At 66.9% G+C, this 16,828-nt stretch carries 18 protein-coding genes and 1 pseudogene; 15 read left to right on the top strand and 4 right to left on the bottom strand.

Annotated elements, in window-relative coordinates; translation table 11 throughout:
• Position 1: 1 nt before the first annotated feature.
• Entirely contained in the window at positions 2–676 is a 675-nt protein-coding gene (locus AC5Y46_RS15185; RefSeq protein ID WP_499946316.1) for a DUF427 domain-containing protein, read from the bottom strand.
• Between the two features lie 314 nt (positions 677–990).
• Here AC5Y46_RS15185 and AC5Y46_RS15180 point away from each other — a divergent pair.
• From AC5Y46_RS15180 to AC5Y46_RS15135, 10 genes and pseudogenes are all read left to right on the top strand, one after another.
• Positions 991–1,344 (top strand): annotated as a pseudogene (locus tag AC5Y46_RS15180) (HNH endonuclease signature motif containing protein); the annotation flags it as partial.
• Positions 1,345–1,367: 23 nt separating this feature from the next.
• A complete protein-coding gene (locus AC5Y46_RS15175; protein ID WP_499946315.1) occupies positions 1,368–2,531 on the top strand; it encodes a CaiB/BaiF CoA transferase family protein in 1,164 nt (387 codons plus the stop codon).
• Between the two features lie 80 nt (positions 2,532–2,611).
• Complete coding sequence (locus AC5Y46_RS15170; protein ID WP_499946314.1) at positions 2,612–3,142, top strand: hypothetical protein; 531 nt, start codon at positions 2,612–2,614, stop codon at positions 3,140–3,142.
• Between the two features lie 10 nt (positions 3,143–3,152).
• Positions 3,153–3,857 (top strand): NIPSNAP family protein, encoded by a 705-nt coding sequence (locus tag AC5Y46_RS15165; protein WP_499946313.1) that lies wholly within the window; start codon positions 3,153–3,155, stop codon positions 3,855–3,857.
• Positions 3,854–5,065, top strand: a complete 1,212-nt coding sequence (locus AC5Y46_RS15160; RefSeq protein ID WP_499946312.1) for a cytochrome P450 — start codon at positions 3,854–3,856, stop codon at positions 5,063–5,065. The genes AC5Y46_RS15165 and AC5Y46_RS15160 overlap by 4 nt, the downstream gene beginning before the upstream one ends.
• A 1-nt stretch (position 5,066) precedes the next feature.
• Positions 5,067–6,035 carry a zinc-binding dehydrogenase gene (locus tag AC5Y46_RS15155; protein WP_499946311.1) on the top strand — a complete coding sequence of 323 codons (969 nt, stop codon included), beginning with the start codon at positions 5,067–5,069 and terminating at the stop codon, positions 6,033–6,035.
• On the top strand, positions 6,032–6,772 hold the full coding sequence (locus AC5Y46_RS15150; RefSeq protein WP_499946310.1) for an HpcH/HpaI aldolase family protein: 741 nt from the start codon (positions 6,032–6,034) through the stop codon (positions 6,770–6,772). The genes AC5Y46_RS15155 and AC5Y46_RS15150 overlap by 4 nt, the downstream gene beginning before the upstream one ends.
• Positions 6,769–7,116, top strand: a complete 348-nt coding sequence (locus tag AC5Y46_RS15145) for a nuclear transport factor 2 family protein (RefSeq protein ID WP_499946309.1) — start codon at positions 6,769–6,771, stop codon at positions 7,114–7,116. Before AC5Y46_RS15150 ends, AC5Y46_RS15145 begins: the two co-directional genes overlap by 4 nt.
• Complete coding sequence (locus AC5Y46_RS15140) at positions 7,113–7,826, top strand: SDR family NAD(P)-dependent oxidoreductase (protein WP_499946308.1); 714 nt, start codon at positions 7,113–7,115, stop codon at positions 7,824–7,826. Before AC5Y46_RS15145 ends, AC5Y46_RS15140 begins: the two co-directional genes overlap by 4 nt.
• Entirely contained in the window at positions 7,808–8,737 is a 930-nt protein-coding gene (locus AC5Y46_RS15135; RefSeq protein ID WP_499946307.1) for an alpha/beta hydrolase, read from the top strand. The genes AC5Y46_RS15140 and AC5Y46_RS15135 overlap by 19 nt, the downstream gene beginning before the upstream one ends.
• Here AC5Y46_RS15135 and AC5Y46_RS15130 read toward each other — a convergent pair.
• Positions 8,731–10,065, bottom strand: a complete 1,335-nt coding sequence (locus tag AC5Y46_RS15130) for a sensor histidine kinase (RefSeq protein ID WP_499946346.1) — start codon at positions 10,063–10,065, stop codon at positions 8,731–8,733. The genes AC5Y46_RS15135 and AC5Y46_RS15130 overlap by 7 nt on opposite strands.
• Before the next feature lie 56 nt (positions 10,066–10,121).
• Positions 10,122–11,222, bottom strand: a complete 1,101-nt coding sequence (locus AC5Y46_RS15125) for an alcohol dehydrogenase catalytic domain-containing protein (RefSeq protein WP_499946306.1) — start codon at positions 11,220–11,222, stop codon at positions 10,122–10,124.
• Between the two features lie 14 nt (positions 11,223–11,236).
• Between AC5Y46_RS15125 and AC5Y46_RS15120 the strand changes: the two genes are divergently transcribed.
• Positions 11,237–11,692: an acyl-CoA thioesterase gene (locus AC5Y46_RS15120; protein WP_499946305.1), complete on the top strand. Its 456-nt coding sequence runs from the start codon at positions 11,237–11,239 to the stop codon at positions 11,690–11,692.
• Between the two features lie 21 nt (positions 11,693–11,713).
• Positions 11,714–12,154: an SRPBCC family protein gene (locus tag AC5Y46_RS15115; protein ID WP_499946304.1), complete on the top strand. Its 441-nt coding sequence runs from the start codon at positions 11,714–11,716 to the stop codon at positions 12,152–12,154.
• Positions 12,155–12,415: 261 nt separating this feature from the next.
• Here AC5Y46_RS15115 and AC5Y46_RS15110 read toward each other — a convergent pair whose 3' ends face one another.
• A complete protein-coding gene (locus AC5Y46_RS15110) occupies positions 12,416–13,120 on the bottom strand; it encodes a GntR family transcriptional regulator (RefSeq protein WP_499946303.1) in 705 nt (234 codons plus the stop codon).
• Between the two features lie 158 nt (positions 13,121–13,278).
• Between AC5Y46_RS15110 and fadD5 the strand changes: the two genes are divergently transcribed.
• The 3 genes from fadD5 to AC5Y46_RS15095 all read left to right on the top strand — a co-directional run bounded on the left by fadD5 (position 13,279) and on the right by AC5Y46_RS15095 (position 16,827).
• Positions 13,279–14,937: a fatty-acid--CoA ligase FadD5 gene (fadD5, locus tag AC5Y46_RS15105; protein WP_499946345.1), complete on the top strand. Its 1,659-nt coding sequence runs from the start codon at positions 13,279–13,281 to the stop codon at positions 14,935–14,937.
• Between the two features lie 283 nt (positions 14,938–15,220).
• Positions 15,221–15,958 carry an MlaE family ABC transporter permease gene (locus AC5Y46_RS15100; RefSeq protein ID WP_499946344.1) on the top strand — a complete coding sequence of 246 codons (738 nt, stop codon included), beginning with the start codon at positions 15,221–15,223 and terminating at the stop codon, positions 15,956–15,958.
• Positions 15,958–16,827, top strand: coding sequence for an MlaE family ABC transporter permease (locus AC5Y46_RS15095; protein WP_499946302.1), 870 nt, complete (start codon positions 15,958–15,960; stop codon positions 16,825–16,827). The genes AC5Y46_RS15100 and AC5Y46_RS15095 overlap by 1 nt, the downstream gene beginning before the upstream one ends.
• The last annotated feature ends 1 nt before the right edge of the window (position 16,828 follow it).

Below are 16,828 nucleotides of genomic sequence, written 5' to 3'. Positions count from 1 at the left end.
CTTATGGCTCGGGCAGTTCGGCAATCACGTCGGCGTGAGCGGCATCGAAGCTGAAATAGCCTCTGATGGGCAGTGTTTCGGGCAGCGGGTCCTCGTAGGTCCACGCGACGTCTGCCTCGGCGGCGGCCCAATACGTCGCGTAGCCCTTGTAGTTGCAGTAGCTCGTGGTGTCGGTCTTGTGTAGCAGATCGGTGCGCACATGCTCGGGTTTGACGTAAAGCCTTGGCGGCAAGGCAGTCTCGAAGACGATGACGGTGTCGTCGGTGTCGACCAGCGTGGTGCCGTCGACGCTGACGCTGAGACGTCGTCTGGTCGGTCGGCAGTCGACGCGGTGATACGGGTTCGGCGGGTAATGGACCAGTTTGCGGCCCTCCTCGAACCACGCATCGACGGCGTCCCACGGCACGGACAGGTAGCCGGGTGCCTCTGGTTCAGCTTCGTTCGGCAGCTCGGATGCCTCGTCGGTGGGAAATGCGTAGCTGAGCGTCCGGTCCGGCCGGTGGATCAAGAGTGCCTTCTCGGTGTCGATGACGAGCCGCCCGTCCTTGTATGCCTGGATGCGGCGCGGATGCGGCTCGATGTAGACGACTTTCCCCGTCAGGTCGCGCGGTATCGGGGGAACGAAGCGCCCGGCAGGATGACTGCTCAACGGACCGCGGCCGGTTACCAGGCTCATGGTGTTCCTCCGATGTCGGGCTCTACTTGTCGGCATCTTGACATGAGGCAACATGGATCCAGCCGCGCTGGTTGGGCATCGGCTCGATTTAAGGCGTCCTCGACGGTCGCTTGGTACTTGGGAGGCCGTAGCTTACCGAGGTAGAGCGAGACGATCGGTGTCGGTGCTGCGTCGAGGACTGCTGCGAGCTGGGAGTTGAACTCGGTCCCTGGGACAGCATCCTCTTCGAGAACCACAAGCCAGCGGGCGTCAGTGCCGTCGAGCAGTGTGCGTCAGACGATCTTGTGATTGCAGTGCGCTCCGAGGTGGCCGCCGCCGGCGCGGATCTGTTCCCCCCGCTCGGCACGGCGTGCGTGGCGTTAAACCTCAAGCGGCGCAACCGATCCAAACAGCGGGCCGGCCAGATCAACCGGGCCCGCAAACATAACCGGGAGACCGGGCCCGTCAACGATGAACGACGCTGGCTCGCCGAGGCCCGCAAGAAGGGGATCGCCGATCGCAAGTGGCGAAACCACCAGCGCGACATGCTGTTCATCTTCAAAGGCGCTCCGAGTACCAGCCCGTTCTGTACTTGGATCAACGACCCGCGCGAACCTGAAGAACTTCCCCGAGACTGGAGACCCGACCAGCCTCCCTTCGAACCCCTGCCCGACGACCCACCGTTCTAGCCCGGCTGGTTAGTGTTCCACCCATGGCGGGACCGGTGGAAGGCATCAAGGTCGTCGAACTCGGGGTGTGGGTCGCGGGGCCGGCGACCGGAGGCATCCTGGCGGACTGGGGTGCCGACGTCGTCAAGATCGAACCGCCGACCGGTGATCCCGGGCGGTTGTTCGGCCGGATGTTGGGTTGCGACCTCGGCGTGAACCCGCCCTTCGAGATGGACAACCGGTCCAAGCGCAGCGTCGTGCTGGACCTCACCACCGAAGCCGGACGCGGGACCGCGCTCGAATTGCTCGATGACGCAGACGTTTTCGTCACGAATGTGCGGCCCGGGGCGCTGCAACGGTTGGGGCTGGACTACGAGCAAGTCGCCGCACGCAATCCGAGATTGGTCTACGGCCTGATCACCGGCTACGGCGAATCCGGCCCCGACGCCGACCGCGCCGCCTACGACGTCGCCGCGTTCTGGTCGCGCGGCGGCATCGCCCACCTGCTCACCCGGCCCGGCGACACGCCGCCGTTCCAGCGCGGCGGGATGGGTGATCACTCGGCCGGCATGACGCTGGCGGCCGCCGTGTGCGCGGCGCTGTTGGCCCGCGAACGTACCGGGGAGGGCCAACTGGTGAGCACGTCGCTGTACCGGCAGGGCGCCTACACGGTCAGCTTCGACCTGAACACCTACCTGCTCACCGGCCAGCCGATCGCGATCGGGCAACGCGCCACGATGGGCAACCCGTGCATGAACAACTACGCCGCGGGCGACGGACGCCGATTCTGGATCGTCGGCCTGGAGGTCGACCGGCACTGGCCGGCACTGTGCCGGGTGGTCGACCGACCCGAGTGGCTGACGCAATATCCCGACGCCCGGGCCCGCGCCGTCAACGCGGTGCCGCTGATCGCCGCGCTGGACGAGATCTTCGCGACCCGCTCGCTCGACGAATGGGCGGAGCTGTTCGCCGCCGAACCGGACTTCTTCTGGTCGCCGATCAACACCCTCGAGGACATCGTGGCCGACGAACAGTTCCACGCGTCCGGCGGCCTCGTGGACGTGCCGAACCCCGACGGCGACGTACCGATGGTGGCCACGCCCGCGGATTTCCACGGAACGCCCTGGTCACCTCGTTCAACAGCCCCTGAACTGGGCCAGCACACCGAGGAAGTACTCGCCGAATTGGCAGCCCGTCGCCAGTTATAGGCAACGACGGAGCTTTACAAAACTACGCAAAAGTGTCACGCTGTCCCACAGCCCATGACAAGCGCGACAGGCACGGATTGATGGTCACTTCGACGTTCCATATGACGGGCGCGGCGCGACGGAGCCGCGAAGACGGTCAAGCGTTGCAGCATCGGCTCGACGTCCTCGCCACCGACACCGGCGACGTTGTCCTGACGGCCGGCGGTTGGCTGTTCGACCGGGTGATGGCGGGTTGGGCGGTCAACGTCCTGCTGCCGCGCGGTTGCGCCGCCCGGCCGCTGCGGATCCTGGGTGCCCAGGTGCTGGAACTCGACGAGCTGGACATGTCGGCCCCGATGAGTGACGCCCTGGCGGTCAGCGTCGAAGCCCTCACCGCCCACGACTGCGTCCGCGAATGGGTACGCAGGGCCGTCGACGATCGGTTGACCGAAGTCGCGCTGTGGGGCCGGCAGTGGCCGCTGGGGATGGCGCGCGGGATGACCAGGACCGACTACACCCTCAGCGCCGCCGCCCGAGCCTTCAAGGGGCAGGCGCTGCGCGCAGCCGAAATCCCCTATCGGTCAATCGATCCCACCGAAACGCTGTTCACCGACTCGGCTCGGCTCGGGTGACCGGGACACGATGAAGAAGTACTACCGCCACACGCTGCTGTACCTGCACGAAACCATCGACCTTGGCTCCGGGCGCAGCGACCGCTTCACCGAAGTCTTCACCGCCACCTACCAACCGATGATGGAAGACCTCGGCGCCCGGCTCTTCGCGATCTGGGAGTCCACCCCCTACAACGGCCACTGGCCCCAGGTCACCGTCATCTGGGAGATCGACGCCTTCGCCGACTACGCCCGAATCGGTGCCGCGCAGGCTGCCGGCGGCAGCCACGAGACCGCGGCCGCCCAGTGGCAGGAATTCCTGGCCGGTATCGGCGCCTCCGGGGAGGGCCGGATCATGTACCCGGGCCCCAGCAACAGAACGCTGGCTCAACTGCGGGAAGCCAATTTCGCTGCCCCGCTGGTGATTCAGGAGATCATGCAGACCAAGCCCGGCCGGCAGGACGACTACATCCGCGAACTGGAGCGGCTCTACGTGCCGTGGTCGGAAAGCACCGGAAAATACTGGCTTGGCTCGTTCACCACCACCTTCCGATTCAACGAGGTGATCCACTACTGGGCGCTCGAAGGTGGCTGGGAGTGCTTCGCGAATCACTACCCGTCCTGGAAGGACAGCCCGCCGGCCGAGATCGTCACCTGGATGAGCGTTGCGCCGGCACTGCGCGACGGCTGGGAGGACTCCATCCTGCAGGCGTTACCGCCGTCGCCGTTGCAATGAGCGAATTCTCCTACGATCCATTCGATCCGGAGGTGATGGCGAACCCGCCGGCGTACTACCGCATCCTGCGCGACGAACATCCGGTGTATTACCTGCCGCAGTGGGATACGTTCGCGCTTTCCCGATTCGAGGACATCTGGCGGGTGCTGGAGGTCAACGACGGAACCTTTGTGGCATCCGAAGGCACGTTGCCGCCGGCGTCGGTGCTGGCCAAGCACAACGACGGCCCGGTCGCCGATCCGCCGTTGCACCCCTTGCCTTTTCACGCGGTGTTCGACGCGGACCTGTACGGCGAGATCCGCCGCGCGCACTCCCAACCGTTCCGGCCACGCTCGGTCACCGCATTGGAAGCCAGAATCCGCGAGCTGGCCAACGAACGCCTGGACCTGCTGTTGCCGCGCGGCGAATTCGACCTGACCCAGGAGTACGGCGGCATCGTCGCGGCATCCATGGTGTGCGAACTGCTCGGCATATCAGTCGATCTCGCGCCGCAGGTGCTGGCCGCCGTCAACGCCGGTAGTCTTGCCCAGCCCGGTGAAGGCGTCGACACCGCCGAGTCCCGGCCCAACTATCTGCAATTCCTGATTCCGGTGGTGGAACGGCACCGGGCCGGTCAGGGCGATGCGCTTCCGATAGTCGACGGGCTGCTCGGTTACCACCTGCCGGACGGCAGCGCGCTCAGCGACACCGAGGTCGCCACCCAGATGCTGTGCGTCTTCATCGGCGGCACCGAGACCGTACCCAAGATCGTGGCGACGGGACTGTGGGAGCTCAGCCAACGCCCCGACCAGATGACGGCGGTACGAGCCGATCTCGACCGAAACGTGCAAATCGCCCGCGAGGAGATACTGCGGTATTGCGCGCCGGCGCAATGGTTTGCCCGGACCGCCCGCAAACCCTTCACCATTCACGGCCAGACGATCCAACCGGGACAGCGCGTCATCACGCTGCTCGCCTCGGCCAACCGGGACGAGCGCGAATACCCCGATCCCGACGAGTTCATCTGGGACAGGCCGATAAAGCGTTCCCTGGTCTTCGGCCGCGGCCAGCATTTCTGCCTCGGCTTCCACCTCGCCCGACTGGAAGTCGCTGTGCTGCTTCAGGAATGGCTGAAAAGAGTACCGGACTTCGCGATCCGCGGCGACCGGGCAACCCGGCTGCCGTCGAGCTTCCAGTGGGGCTGGAACAACATCCCGGTGGAGGTCTGACGTGTGGTCCTACCGGATCATCGCCCCCTTTCTGTTCGAACGGACCGACATCGCGGAAAAGACGTCCGAGGGCCTCACGGATGGGCAAGTGCTGCTCGGCTTTTCGGCCGCGGGAGTCTGCGGCAGCGACCTGCCTGCGTTCCGCGGGTCCCGGGGCCGCCTGCCCGGTGACGACGGGCGCAGCGGGCCGGAAAAGGACGGCTTTCCGATCCACGAGGTCGCCGGTGAGGTGATCGCCAGCCGGCACCCCGAGCACCGTCCGGGTGACCTGGTGGTGGGTTGGGCCTCCGGCTTCGACGGCATGATGGAGCGTGTGGTCAGCATTGGCGACGGACTGGCACGCTACGACCCGGTGCTCACCCCCGCACAGGCGGTCGGGCTGCAACCGCTGGCCTGCGTCCTGTACGCCTGCGAGCAGCTGCCGGATCTGGCCGGACGGCACGTGGCGATCATCGGACAGGGATCGATCGGCCTGCTGTTCTCCTACGTCGCCAAGGCATTCGGGGCCCGGCGCGTCACCGGCGTCGATCCCGTCGACCGCGAAAGCCTCAGCGGCACATTCGGAGTCGACGAGGCAGTCCGCGCCACCAGCGACAGGTGGGTCAGCCAACTGGTTCCCGCCGACCGGGCCGACGTGGTCATCGAGGCGGTCGGCCATCAGGTCGCCACCTTGGGCCACGCCATCGACGCTGCCGCTCCCGGCGGTACCGTGTTCTACTTCGGTGTCGCCGATGACGACGCCTATCCGATCAACATGCGCGCCATGCTGCGCAACAACCTGACGCTGAAATCCGGTGTGACACTGGACCGGCGGCGGATGCTGAAACAAGCCGCCGAGTTCGCGGCCGAGCACCCCGAACTGCTCGAGGCGTATCTGACGCACACCTTCGCCGTCGACGACGTCCAGGCCGCGTTCGACCTCGCCTGCCGACCGGTCCCCGAGCGGGTCAAGATCGCGATCTGCCGATGAGCATCTTCCAAAGCGACCTGCGGCAGATCATCTGGGGTGGCTGGGTCACCGGCCCGACGCTGATCGGCCCCGAAGAGTTCGCCAAGGCCGGCTACGACTACGTCGGATTCGACACCCAGCACGGCTATCTGGACGACGCCGACGTCGCCGGGATGCTGAGGCGGCTGGAACACGTGCCGATCACCACCGCCGTCCGGCTCCCGAATGCCGACCCGGCGCCGATCGGCCGGGTCCTCGACGCCGGCGCGGACGCCGTCATCATCGCGATGATCGAGTCGGCGGACCAGGCCGCCGCGGCGGTCGCGGCCACCCGCTTCCCGCCCGCCGGGGTGCGCAGCTTCGGCCCGTTGCGGGCCAGCCTCGGACACGACCCGGCAGCGCTGGAATCGAGGGTGAGCGTCTTCGCCATGATCGAGACCGCGGCCGCGGTCTCCGGCATCGAGGAGATCTGCGCCGTAGCCGGCCTGGCCGGAATCTATGTCGGCCCAGCCGATCTGGCGCTGTCGATGGGTGTCGGCGTGGTGGGCGCGTTGGCCAATCAGCAGGTCCTGGCAGCGATCTCCCGTATTCACCGGACGGCCACCGACGCGGGCCTCATCACCGGAATCCACGGCAGCGACGGGAAGACCGGAAACACATTGGCCAAGATGGGGTTCCAGATGATCACCCTGGCGGCCGAATCGCAGGCGCTGCGCCGCGGGGCCACCGAACACCTGCGTGAGGCGACCGCGCAATGAGCGACGAGATCCGCGACCTGTTGGCCCGCTACGCGCTGGCCCTCGACACCCACGACGTCGCCGAGGGATTGGCGGTGTTCACCGAGGACGCCGAATTCGTCGCCTACGGGAAGACATACTCCGGCCACACCGGTATCGGCGCGATGTTCGACCAGGCGCCACGCGGCTTACACCTGTTGGGCGCCATCAGCGTCGACGTCGCCAACGACACTGCGACCGCGCGATCGCAGGTGTTGTTCGTCAACGACACGGAGCTGCGACCCGGGCACTACGAAGACGAGCTGGTGCGCAGCGAGGGCACATGGCTGATCCGCCGCCGTCAGTTCCACAGGGCCGCAACATGACCCGCGTGGCATTGGTCACCGGTGCCGCCGGCGGGCAGGGCCGGGTGATCGTCACCAAGCTGCGCGCCAACGGCTACTCGGTGGCCGCCGCTGACTTGAGCCCGCTGCCAAACGAATTGGACGGCGACGACGAGGTGCTGGACGTCCGGCTGGACATCACCGACCCGGCCCAGTGGGATGCCGCCGTCGCTGCCACGGTCGAGCGATTCGGGTCGCTGACCACCCTGGTCAACAATGCCGGGATGCTGCATCGCGCCGCGCTGGCCGAGGAGACCGTCGACGATTTCGAAAACTCCTGGAGGGTCAACTGTCTAGGTGCGTTCCTGGGCATGCGGGCGGCCTTGCCGCAACTGCGGAAAGCTCAGAACGCCGCGATCGTCAACATCTGCAGCACCGGCGCGATCCGGCCGTTCCCGCAGCACTGTGCCTACGGCTCGGCGAAATGGGCGCTGCGCGGCCTGACTCAGACCGCCGCCGCCGAACTCGCCCCGGACGGCATCCGCGTCAACGCCGTCTTCCCAGGTCCGATTGCCACACCGATGCTTGACGAGAACATCCAGCAGCGGTTGGCCGCGGTGGCGATGTTCGGTCGGCTCGGCCAACCGACCGAGATCGCCGACGCGGTCGCCTTTCTGGTGTCCGAGGCGGCGTCCTTCATCACCGGCTCGGAACTGGTCGTCGACGGTGGGCAATGCCTGCAGATCCGATGATCCAGGCCGTCGACCGGTTGCATCCGGCGCTGCGTGCCGTAGCCGTCACCCGGACGATCTTCACCGCCGAAGCGATCCCGCTGATCCGTGAATCGATGAACCAGCGTCGCGCCGACAGCGTCGGGGACGCCGCGGGCTTGGACATCGAGGACACGCACGCCGACACGGTGCCGGTGCGGATCTACCGGGGCTGCGCGCCGCCGGCACCGGCGGTTATCTACTGTCACGCAGGCGGTTTCGCGATGGGCAACCTCGACACCGACCACCGGCAGTGCATCGAACTCGCCCGTCGCGCCCGGTGTTCGGTGGTTTCGGTGGACTACCGACTGGCGCCGGAGCACCCTTTCCCGGCCGCGCTGGAAGACGCTGTCACCGTGCTCAATTGGGTGGTCGCCAACGCAGCGGAACTCGATGTGGATCCGGCCCGGCTGGCCGTCGCCGGCAGCAGCGCCGGCGCCGCGCTGGCCGCTTGCCTGGCACACGGTTCCGCCGACAAAGCGTTGCCGCCGTTGCTCTTTCAGCTGCTGCACCAACCGGTGCTGGACGACCGCCGTACCCAATCCATGACCGAATTCCGTGCCACCCCGGCCTTCGACGGTGAGGGCGCGCAGCTGATGTGGCATCACTACCTGGGCGGGCAGGCCCCGTCGCACGCCTCCGTTCCCGCCCGGCGAGGCGAATTGACCGGCCTGCCAGCCACATTGATCACCTGCGCGGAAATCGACCCGTTCCGCGACGAAGCGGTCGAATATGCGTTGCGCTTGCTGCGCGCCGGGGTCGGCACCGGACTGCACGTATTCCCCGGTGCCTGCCACGGATTCGATTCGCTGCTACCCGAATGGTCGGCCAGCCAACGGCTGTTCGCGCTGCAGGGCGAGGCGCTGGCGAAAGCGTTTTACGGCGATCAGTAGTTGTCGCTGGGCGGTCGCGGACCCGGCAGATCCAGCAACAACCGCGCGCCACCGAGCGGGCTCGCCTGCAAAGACGCGGTGCCGCCGTGCAATTCGGCCTGCTGTGCCACCAGCGCCAGGCCGAGACCCGACCCGGAATGCGACGCGGTGGATCCGCGGGAGAACCGGTCGAAGACCGACTCGCGCTCATGTTCGGGCACGCCGGTTCCGTCGTCGTCGACGGCGATCTGCACCCCCGCGCGCGAACTCACCGCCGAGAGCTGCACTTGGTCGGCGTGACCGTGCTTGACCGCGTTGGCGATCGCGTTGTCCACCGCGAGCCGCAGCCCGGTCGGCAGGCCGAGCATCAACAACGTCGGCGATGGCAGCAACGACACCGTCAGCTCGGGATAGATGCGCTCGGCGTCGTGTGCCGCGCGATCCAGCAGTTCGGTGATGTCCACCGGCACGAAATCGTCGGTGGTGATGGTCTGGCCTTGGGCCAGCCGTTCCAGCGCGGACAGGGTGGCTTCGATACGACTTTGGGTGCGCATCACGTCGGCCATCACCTCTTCGCGCTGCTTGGCGGGCAGCTCCAGGGTGGCCAGCACCTCCAGGTTGGTCCGCATCGCCGTCAACGGCGTGCGCAACTCGTGGGAGGCGACGGAAGCGAAGTCGCGGGCCGAGTCCAGCGCGTCCTTGGTGCGCTGCTGCTCGTCGCCGATCCGGGCCAGCATGCCTTCGACGGCCTCGGCGATCTCCACCGCTTCCCAGACCCCGCGGACCTGCACCTCGTCCGGGTTGGACTGCGCGTTGATGGCGCGGGCCTGCTGGGCCAGCAACCGGAACGGGTTGATCATGATCAGCCACATGACGCTGCCGACCAGGAAAGTGCCGACGATGACGCTGCCGCAGATCAGCAGGACCCGCAGGTGCAGCTGGTCGATGCGGTCTTCGGCTTCGGACAGCGGCGCACCGAGCGCGACGGTGGCGTCTCCCGCGGTGAACGTGCGCACCCGATAGGGGACCCCGTTGATCGCGGTGGAGGCGTAGCCCACCGGCAACGCGGGCAGCACGACGCCGCTCGGCACGGACATGGTGTTGGCGCCCACCCGCACGGTGCGAACCAGGCTGTCGTCCGGCGCAACCTGATCGGTGGGCGAACGCTGCGGGCTGGTCAGCAGGGTGGCGACGTCACCCAGGCTGCTCACCGAGTCGAGCCGCCGGTCCAGTTGGCTGTACTGGTCGTTGGTGACGCCGACCCACACCCAGGTGCCCAGGATGATGACCAGCGCGATCACCGACAGCGCGGCCACGATCACGATCGTGCGCAACGAGACCAGCGGCAACGGCAGCCGCAGCAGGCGGTACACCCGGTCGTTGATCGTCATATGTCGGTCCTCGATCAGAAAGTGATCAGCTGACGGACGGCGGTGCCGTCGGCCAGATGGTCCATCGCCTCGTTGATGTCGTCCAACCGAACGGTCGCCGAGACCAGCTTTTCCACCGGCAGCCGGCCTGACTGCCACAACGCAACGAAGCGGGGAATGTCGCGGCTGGGCACCGCCGAACCCAGGTAGCTCCCGATCAGCGAGCGGCCTTCGGCGACAAAGCCCAACGGAGACAGACTGATTCGCGCATCGGGCCGGGGCAGCCCGACCGTGACGGTCCGCCCCCCGGGCGCGGTCAGCGCGATCGCCGTCTCCAGCGCGACGGGATGACCGACGGCCTCGATCACCACGTCGGCCTTGATACCCGCGGCCTGCTCCGGGGTGTAGGTCTCGTGAGCGCCCAAAGCGGTTGCCGCAGAAAGCTTTTGCGGTAGCTGATCGATGCCGATCACCCGGACCCCGGGATAGGTCAACGCGGTGAGCACCGCGGCCATGCCGACGCCTCCGAGGCCGACGACGGCGACCGATTGGCCCGGCCGCGGGTCGCCCACGTTGAGCACCGCGCCGCCGCCGGTGAGTACCGCGCAGCCCAGCAGGGCGGCGACCCCCGGCGGCACGTCGGGCGGTACCGCGACCGCGCTGGCCGCGTTGACCACCGCGTGGGAAGCGAAACCCGAAACGCCCAGGTGGTGATACACCGGATGGCCGGCGCGGTTCAGGCGGATCCCGCCGCCGAGCAGAGTGCCGGCGTTGTTGGCCGCGCTGCCCGGCTCACACGGCGTCAACCCCTGCGTCGCGCACGCCGGACACTGCCCGCAGCGCGGCAGGAACACCAGCACCACCCGTTGCCCGACCCGCAATTCCGTCACCCCGTCGCCGAGCGCTTCGACGATGCCCGCGGCTTCGTGACCCAGCAACATCGGCGTCGGCCGGACCCGGTTGCCGTCCACGACCGACAGGTCGGAGTGGCACACCCCGGCGGCTTCCACGCGGACCAGCACCTCGCCCGCGCCCGGTCCGGCCAGCTCCAGGTCGGTGACGCTGATCGGCCGGGATTGGGCGTACGGCCGTGGCGCACCGATCCGCTCCAGCACCGCGCCCCGGATCGCCAGCATGCTGGAATACAACCATGAGTTCAGTGCCTGCTGCGCCGGACGGCCTGACCAGCAGCGACTTCCCGGTGCTGTGGCCGGTGCTCACGCGCTGGGCCGACAACGACATGTTCGGTCACCTCAACAACGCCGTCTACTACCAGCTCTTCGACACCGCGATCAACGGCTGGATCGCCACCGAGACCGGCGTCGACCCGCTCACCATCCCCGAGCTGGGCATCGTCGCGGAGTCGGGCTGCCGGTACCTCTCCTCGCTGGGCTTCCCGGACCGCCTGACCGTGGGCCTGGCGGTCAGCCGGCTCGGCCGCAGCAGCGTCACCTACCGCCTGGGCATTTTCAAGACCTCGGAAAACGCGCAACCAATCGCCGCGCTCGGGCACTGGGTGCACGTCTACGTCGACCGGGACACCCGCCGACCGGTCCCGATTCCCGACGCCATCCGGTCGCTGCTGGCAACCGCCTGCACCGACTAGCCGCCCCAGTATGCTTCGCCAATGCCAGTTTTGAGTAAGACGGTCGAGGTCAGCGCCGATGCCGCGGCAATCATGGGCATCGTCTCCGACATCGAGCGGTACCCGGAATGGAACGAAGGGGTCAAGGGCGCCTGGGTACTGGCCCGCTACGACGACGGCCGCGCCAGCCAGGTGCGCCTGGACACCTCCGTGCAAGGCCTCGACGGCGTCTACATCCACGCCGTGTACTACCCCGGCGAGAACCAGATCCAGACCGTGATGCAGCAGGGCGACCTGTTCACCAAGCAGGAACAGTTGTTCAGCGTGGTACCGGTAGGCGCCAACAGCCTGCTGACCGTGGACATCGACGTCGAGCCCAGCATGCCGGTGCCGCCGCCGATGGTGAAGATGCTGCTGAACAACGTGCTGGAGCAGCTGGCGGCCAACGTCAAGCAGCGCGCCGAGCAGTTGGGCGCGGGCTAGCCGCCGGATGGCCGGACTCAGCATCCGTCAGGCTTCTGGCGTGAATCCTGGGCTTTGCGCGTGAAGCCTGGGCTTTGCGCGTGAAACCTGGGCTTTGCGAGTGAAACCTGGGCGGGATCCCGACGATTTTCCCGCCCAGGTTTCACACCGGACGCCGTCACTTCACACTCAAAGCCAAGGCTTCACAACCGAAGTCACGCAGCAACCGAAACGGCATATCCTGCCGGCGCGGACCCTCGTGCACTCAGCGGCCGCAACGCCTCAAGAGTTGAAGATCCCGCTTCGGTCCAGCGCTTCGGTCAGCCGTTCGGCCGCGTCGGTGAACTGCCAGACCGTGTGTTTGATCGCGGCCTTGGCGTCGCGGCGGCGCAACGCCGCGATCAGCTGACGGTGATTGCCGACCGCTGCCTCACCCCATCGCGGATCGGCGGCATACATCTGCGCAGGCATGTAGCGCGCCGCGTTGAGCAGGAACCAGGCCAGCTTGATCCGTCCGCTGGCGTGGTTGAACACGCGATGGAAGGAGAACTCATAGGTCGCGATGGCCTCGGCGTCGCCGGCCACGACGGCCTTGGACAACAGCTCGTTGAGGCGCTCCAGCTCGACGATCTCGATCTCGGTGATGCGGTCCGTCGCGGTGACCGCCAGCTCGCGGGCGATGGTGGCCTGCAGCCAAAAGATGTCCTTGATGTCCTCGCGGGTCAACGGCAGCACCACGTGGCCGCGGTGCGGCTCGAGCTGCACCATGCCTTCGCCGCGCAGCTTCAACAGCGCCTCGCGCACCGGGGTGATGCTCACCCCGAGTTCGGCGGCGGTGTCGTCGAGCCGGATGAACGTCCCCGGGCGGAGCTTGCCGGACATGATCGCGGCGCGCAGGTGACCGGCGACCTCGTCGGACAACTGTGAGCGCCGCAGCGGACGAGCGCGCCGGGGTTTGGACGACGCTGCCGACAAAGGTGCGTTCACGTGCCCTGCCAGGTCTTTCAGCCGCTTATCGGGTCTCTACCGTGTCGTTTCGAGGCCTTGTTAACGGCTGCCGTGCCCGTTAATGTGACCCAGACAACACATGTTTTATCAAATATCAGTCTGACGCAAGCGGTGCGCAAGTGAAGGGACGGAACTGGTTGACCGCGCAACTCGCCGGCCACGTGACACAGGCCGAAGCCCACGAGCAGCCTTACCTCGCTCGGCGGCAGAACTGGGTCAACCAGCTCGAGCGGCACGCCATGATGCAGCCGCAGGCGCCCGCGCTGCGGTTCCTGGGCGACACCCTGACGTGGGCCGGACTGCGGGACCGCGTCGCCGCGCTCGCCGGAGCGCTCAACCGGCGCGGAGTCGGCTTCGGGGACCGGGTGATGGTCCTGATGCTCAACCGCACCGAGTTCGTCGAGTCGGTACTGGCGGCCAACATGCTCGGCGCGATCGCGGTACCGCTGAACTTCCGGCTGACCCCCGCCGAGATCGCCTTCCTGGTCGAGGACAGCGGCGCGCGGGTGATCATCACCGAAGCGGTCCTGGCCAAAGTGGCCACCGGCGTGCGTGACATCGCGGCGCTGCTGGAGACGGTGGTGGTCGCGGGTTCGGCGGCGGACACGACGCCGGACAACGATGTCCTCTTCTATGAAGACCTTATGAATGAGGTCGGCGACAGGCCGGCACCGGTCGACATCCCGAACGAATCGCCGGCCCTGATCATGTACACCTCGGGGACTACCGGGCGGCCCAAGGGTGCGGTGCTCACCCACACCAACCTGACCGGGCAGACCATGACGATGCTCTACACCAACGGGGTGGATCTCAACAACGACGTCGGCTTCGTCGGCGTCCCGCTGTTCCACATCGCCGGGGTCGGCAACCTGCTCAGCGGGTTGCTGCTCGGCGTCCCGACGGTGATCTATCCGCTCGGCGCTTTCGATCCCGGACAACTGCTCGACGTGCTGGAGGCCGAGAAGGTGACCGGACTGTTCCTGGTCCCCGCACAGTGGCAGGCGGTGTGCGCCGAGCAGCAGGCCAGGCCGCGCGACCTCCGGTTGCGCACGATGTCGTGGGGTGCCGCGCCGGCACCAGATGTGTTGCTGCGGCAGATGTCTGAGATGTTCCCGGGCACCCAGATACTCGCCGCTTTCGGGCAGACCGAGATGTCGCCGGTGACGTGCATGTTGCTGGGCGACGACGCGATCCGTAAGCGCGGATCGGTGGGCAAGGTGATCCCGACCGTCGCCGCCCGGGTGGTCGACGACGGCATGAACGACGTGCCGGTCGGCGAGATCGGGGAAATCGTCTATCGCGCACCGACGTTGATGAGCGGCTACTGGAACAACCCGGAAGCCACCGCCGAAGCGTTCGCCGGCGGGTGGTTCCACTCCGGGGACCTGGTACGGATGGACGCCGACGGCTACGTCTGGGTGGTGGACCGCAAGAAGGACATGATCATCTCCGGCGGCGAGAACATCTACTGCGCCGAGGTGGAGAACGTGCTGGCCGGTCACCCTCGTGTCGTCGAGGTCGCGGTGATCGGGCGCACCGACGAGAAGTGGGGCGAGGTGCCGATCGCGGTGGCCGCTGTAACGGAAGGCCACCTGCGTATCGAAGAGTTGGATGAGTACCTGACTGAGCGGCTTGCGAGGTACAAGCATCCCAAGGCGCTCGAGATCGTGGACGCCTTGCCGCGCAACCCCGCCGGGAAGGTGCTCAAGACTGAACTGCGGGTGCGGTACGGGATGCGAAAAGATATCGAAAGGCGTTCTGCGACAACAGAATCAACAACAGGAGAGGTAAGCTGACGGGGCTCAAAATGTTTGCCAGGTGCTGACAAAGTGTCAAATGTCGAGTTGCAGTACACACGCGGACGACCATCGGGTACATTCCTGTAGTCTCCGTTACTACCTGCCGGTAGGGAGCGCTGGGTCACATCCGTAGGGTCGGGCAAGGAGGAGGCGTGCAACACCATTCGCCGCAGCATTGCCTCGACGCGGGCGGCCCGTAGGTGAGGGGGCAATCGTGACGACATCTTCTCGTCCGCAGCTGCTGGGCTACGTTCGCGACCAGCTGGAGACACCGCTGACGATGATCGGCGGGTTCTTCCGGATGTGCGTGCTGATCGGCCGCGCGTTGTTCCGCCGACCGTTCCAGTGGCGCGAGCTGATTCAGCAGTGCTGGTTCATCATGCGGGTCGCGCTGCTGCCAACGATCATGGTCTCGATCCCGCTGACCGTGCTGCTGATCTTCACCCTCAACGTGCTGCTCGCTCAGTTCGGCGCCGCGGACCTGTCCGGCGCGGGCGCGGCGATCGGCGCGGTCACCCAGCTCGGTCCGCTGACCACGGTGCTGGTGGTGGCCGGTGCCGGCTCGACAGCTATCTGCGCCGACCTGGGCGCCCGCACCATCCGCGAGGAGATCGACGCGATGGAGGTGTTGGGCATCGACCCGATCCACCGTCTCGTGGTCCCCCGGGTGATCGCCGCGACCGTCGTCGCCACCCTGCTCAACGCCCTGGTGATCACCGTGGGACTGGTCGGTGGCTACCTGTTCGGTGTCTACCTGCAGAACGTGTCGGGTGGCGCTTATCTGGCCACGCTGACCACCATCACCGGCCTACCCGAGGTGATCATCGCGATGGTCAAGGCGGCGACCTTCGGGCTGATCGCCGGCCTGGTCGGCTGCTACCGCGGCTTGACGGTCAGCGGCGGTTCCAAGGGTCTGGGCACCGCCGTGAACGAGACCGTGGTGCTGTGCGTGGTCGCGCTGTACGCGGTCAACGTCATCCTGACCACCATCGGGGTGCGATTCGGGACGGGGCGCTGATGTCGACAGCTGTGGTAGTTCGGTCCCGGTTCCCCCGTGCGGTCGCCAATGTCAACAAGTACGCGGGCAGCGTCGGGCGGGGCATGGACACCACAGGTCAGATGGCCTGGTTCATCCTGCGCAGCATCGGGCTGATCCCGCAGACAATCGCGTCGTACCGCAAGGAGACGTTGCGCCTGATCGCCCAGATCGGTATGGGCACCGGTGCGATGGCCGTGGTCGGCGGCACCGCCGCGATCGTCGGTTTCGTGACCCTGTCGGGTAGCTCGCTGGTGGCCATTCAGGGTTTCGCGTCGCTGGGCAACATCGGCGTCGAGGTGTTCACCGGATTCTTCTCGGCGCTGATCAACGTCCGTATCGCCGGGCCCGTCGTCACCGGCATCGCGCTGGCGGCCACGGTCGGCGCCGGTGCCACCGCGGAGCTGGGCGCGATGCGGATCGCCGAAGAGATCGACGCCCTCGAGGTGATGGGCATCAACTCGATCTCGTACCTCACCTCCACCCGGGTGATCGCCGGCCTGGTGGTCATCATCCCGCTGTACGCGCTGGCGATGATCATGTCCTTCTTGTCCCCGCAGATCGTGACGACCGCGCTGTACGGGCAGTCGACAGGTACCTACGAGCATTACTTCCGAACGTTCCTCCGCCCCGACGACGTGTTCTGGTCGTTCCTGGAGGCGATCATCATCGCGTTGATCGTGATGGTGACGCACTGCTACTACGGCTACAACGCCGGCGGCGGGCCGGTCGGCGTCGGCGAAGCCGTGGGCCGATCCATGCGGTTCTCACTGGTATCGGTGCAGATAGTCGTCCTGTCCGCCGCGTTGGCGCTGTACGGCGTCAACCCTAACTTCGCACTGACGGTGTAGC

The sequence above is a fragment of the Mycobacterium sp. NGS59 genome (assembly GCF_059812345.1).
The sequence above is the reverse complement of the archived record's forward strand: the minus strand, read 5'-3'. Positions and strand labels throughout refer to the sequence as shown.

What these genes read in the sequence shown, in the direction of transcription:
- AC5Y46_RS15185 (WP_499946316.1), bottom strand. Translation starts at nt 676, where the DNA reads ATGAGCCTGGTAACCGGCCGCGGTCCGTTGAGCAGTCATCCTGCCGGG.
- AC5Y46_RS15175 (WP_499946315.1), top strand. Translation starts at nt 1,368, where the DNA reads ATGGCGGGACCGGTGGAAGGCATCAAGGTCGTCGAACTCGGGGTGTGG.
- AC5Y46_RS15170 (WP_499946314.1), top strand. Translation starts at nt 2,612, where the DNA reads ATGGTCACTTCGACGTTCCATATGACGGGCGCGGCGCGACGGAGCCGC.
- AC5Y46_RS15165 (WP_499946313.1), top strand. Translation starts at nt 3,153, where the DNA reads ATGAAGAAGTACTACCGCCACACGCTGCTGTACCTGCACGAAACCATC.
- AC5Y46_RS15160 (WP_499946312.1), top strand. Translation starts at nt 3,854, where the DNA reads ATGAGCGAATTCTCCTACGATCCATTCGATCCGGAGGTGATGGCGAAC.
- AC5Y46_RS15150 (WP_499946310.1), top strand. Translation starts at nt 6,032, where the DNA reads ATGAGCATCTTCCAAAGCGACCTGCGGCAGATCATCTGGGGTGGCTGG.
- AC5Y46_RS15145 (WP_499946309.1), top strand. Translation starts at nt 6,769, where the DNA reads ATGAGCGACGAGATCCGCGACCTGTTGGCCCGCTACGCGCTGGCCCTC.
- AC5Y46_RS15140 (WP_499946308.1), top strand. Translation starts at nt 7,113, where the DNA reads ATGACCCGCGTGGCATTGGTCACCGGTGCCGCCGGCGGGCAGGGCCGG.
- AC5Y46_RS15135 (WP_499946307.1), top strand. Translation starts at nt 7,808, where the DNA reads ATGCCTGCAGATCCGATGATCCAGGCCGTCGACCGGTTGCATCCGGCG.
- AC5Y46_RS15125 (WP_499946306.1), bottom strand. Translation starts at nt 11,222, where the DNA reads ATGCTGGCGATCCGGGGCGCGGTGCTGGAGCGGATCGGTGCGCCACGG.
- AC5Y46_RS15120 (WP_499946305.1), top strand. Translation starts at nt 11,237, where the DNA reads ATGAGTTCAGTGCCTGCTGCGCCGGACGGCCTGACCAGCAGCGACTTC.
- AC5Y46_RS15115 (WP_499946304.1), top strand. Translation starts at nt 11,714, where the DNA reads ATGCCAGTTTTGAGTAAGACGGTCGAGGTCAGCGCCGATGCCGCGGCA.
- AC5Y46_RS15100 (WP_499946344.1), top strand. Translation starts at nt 15,221, where the DNA reads ATGATCGGCGGGTTCTTCCGGATGTGCGTGCTGATCGGCCGCGCGTTG.
- AC5Y46_RS15095 (WP_499946302.1), top strand. Translation starts at nt 15,958, where the DNA reads ATGTCGACAGCTGTGGTAGTTCGGTCCCGGTTCCCCCGTGCGGTCGCC.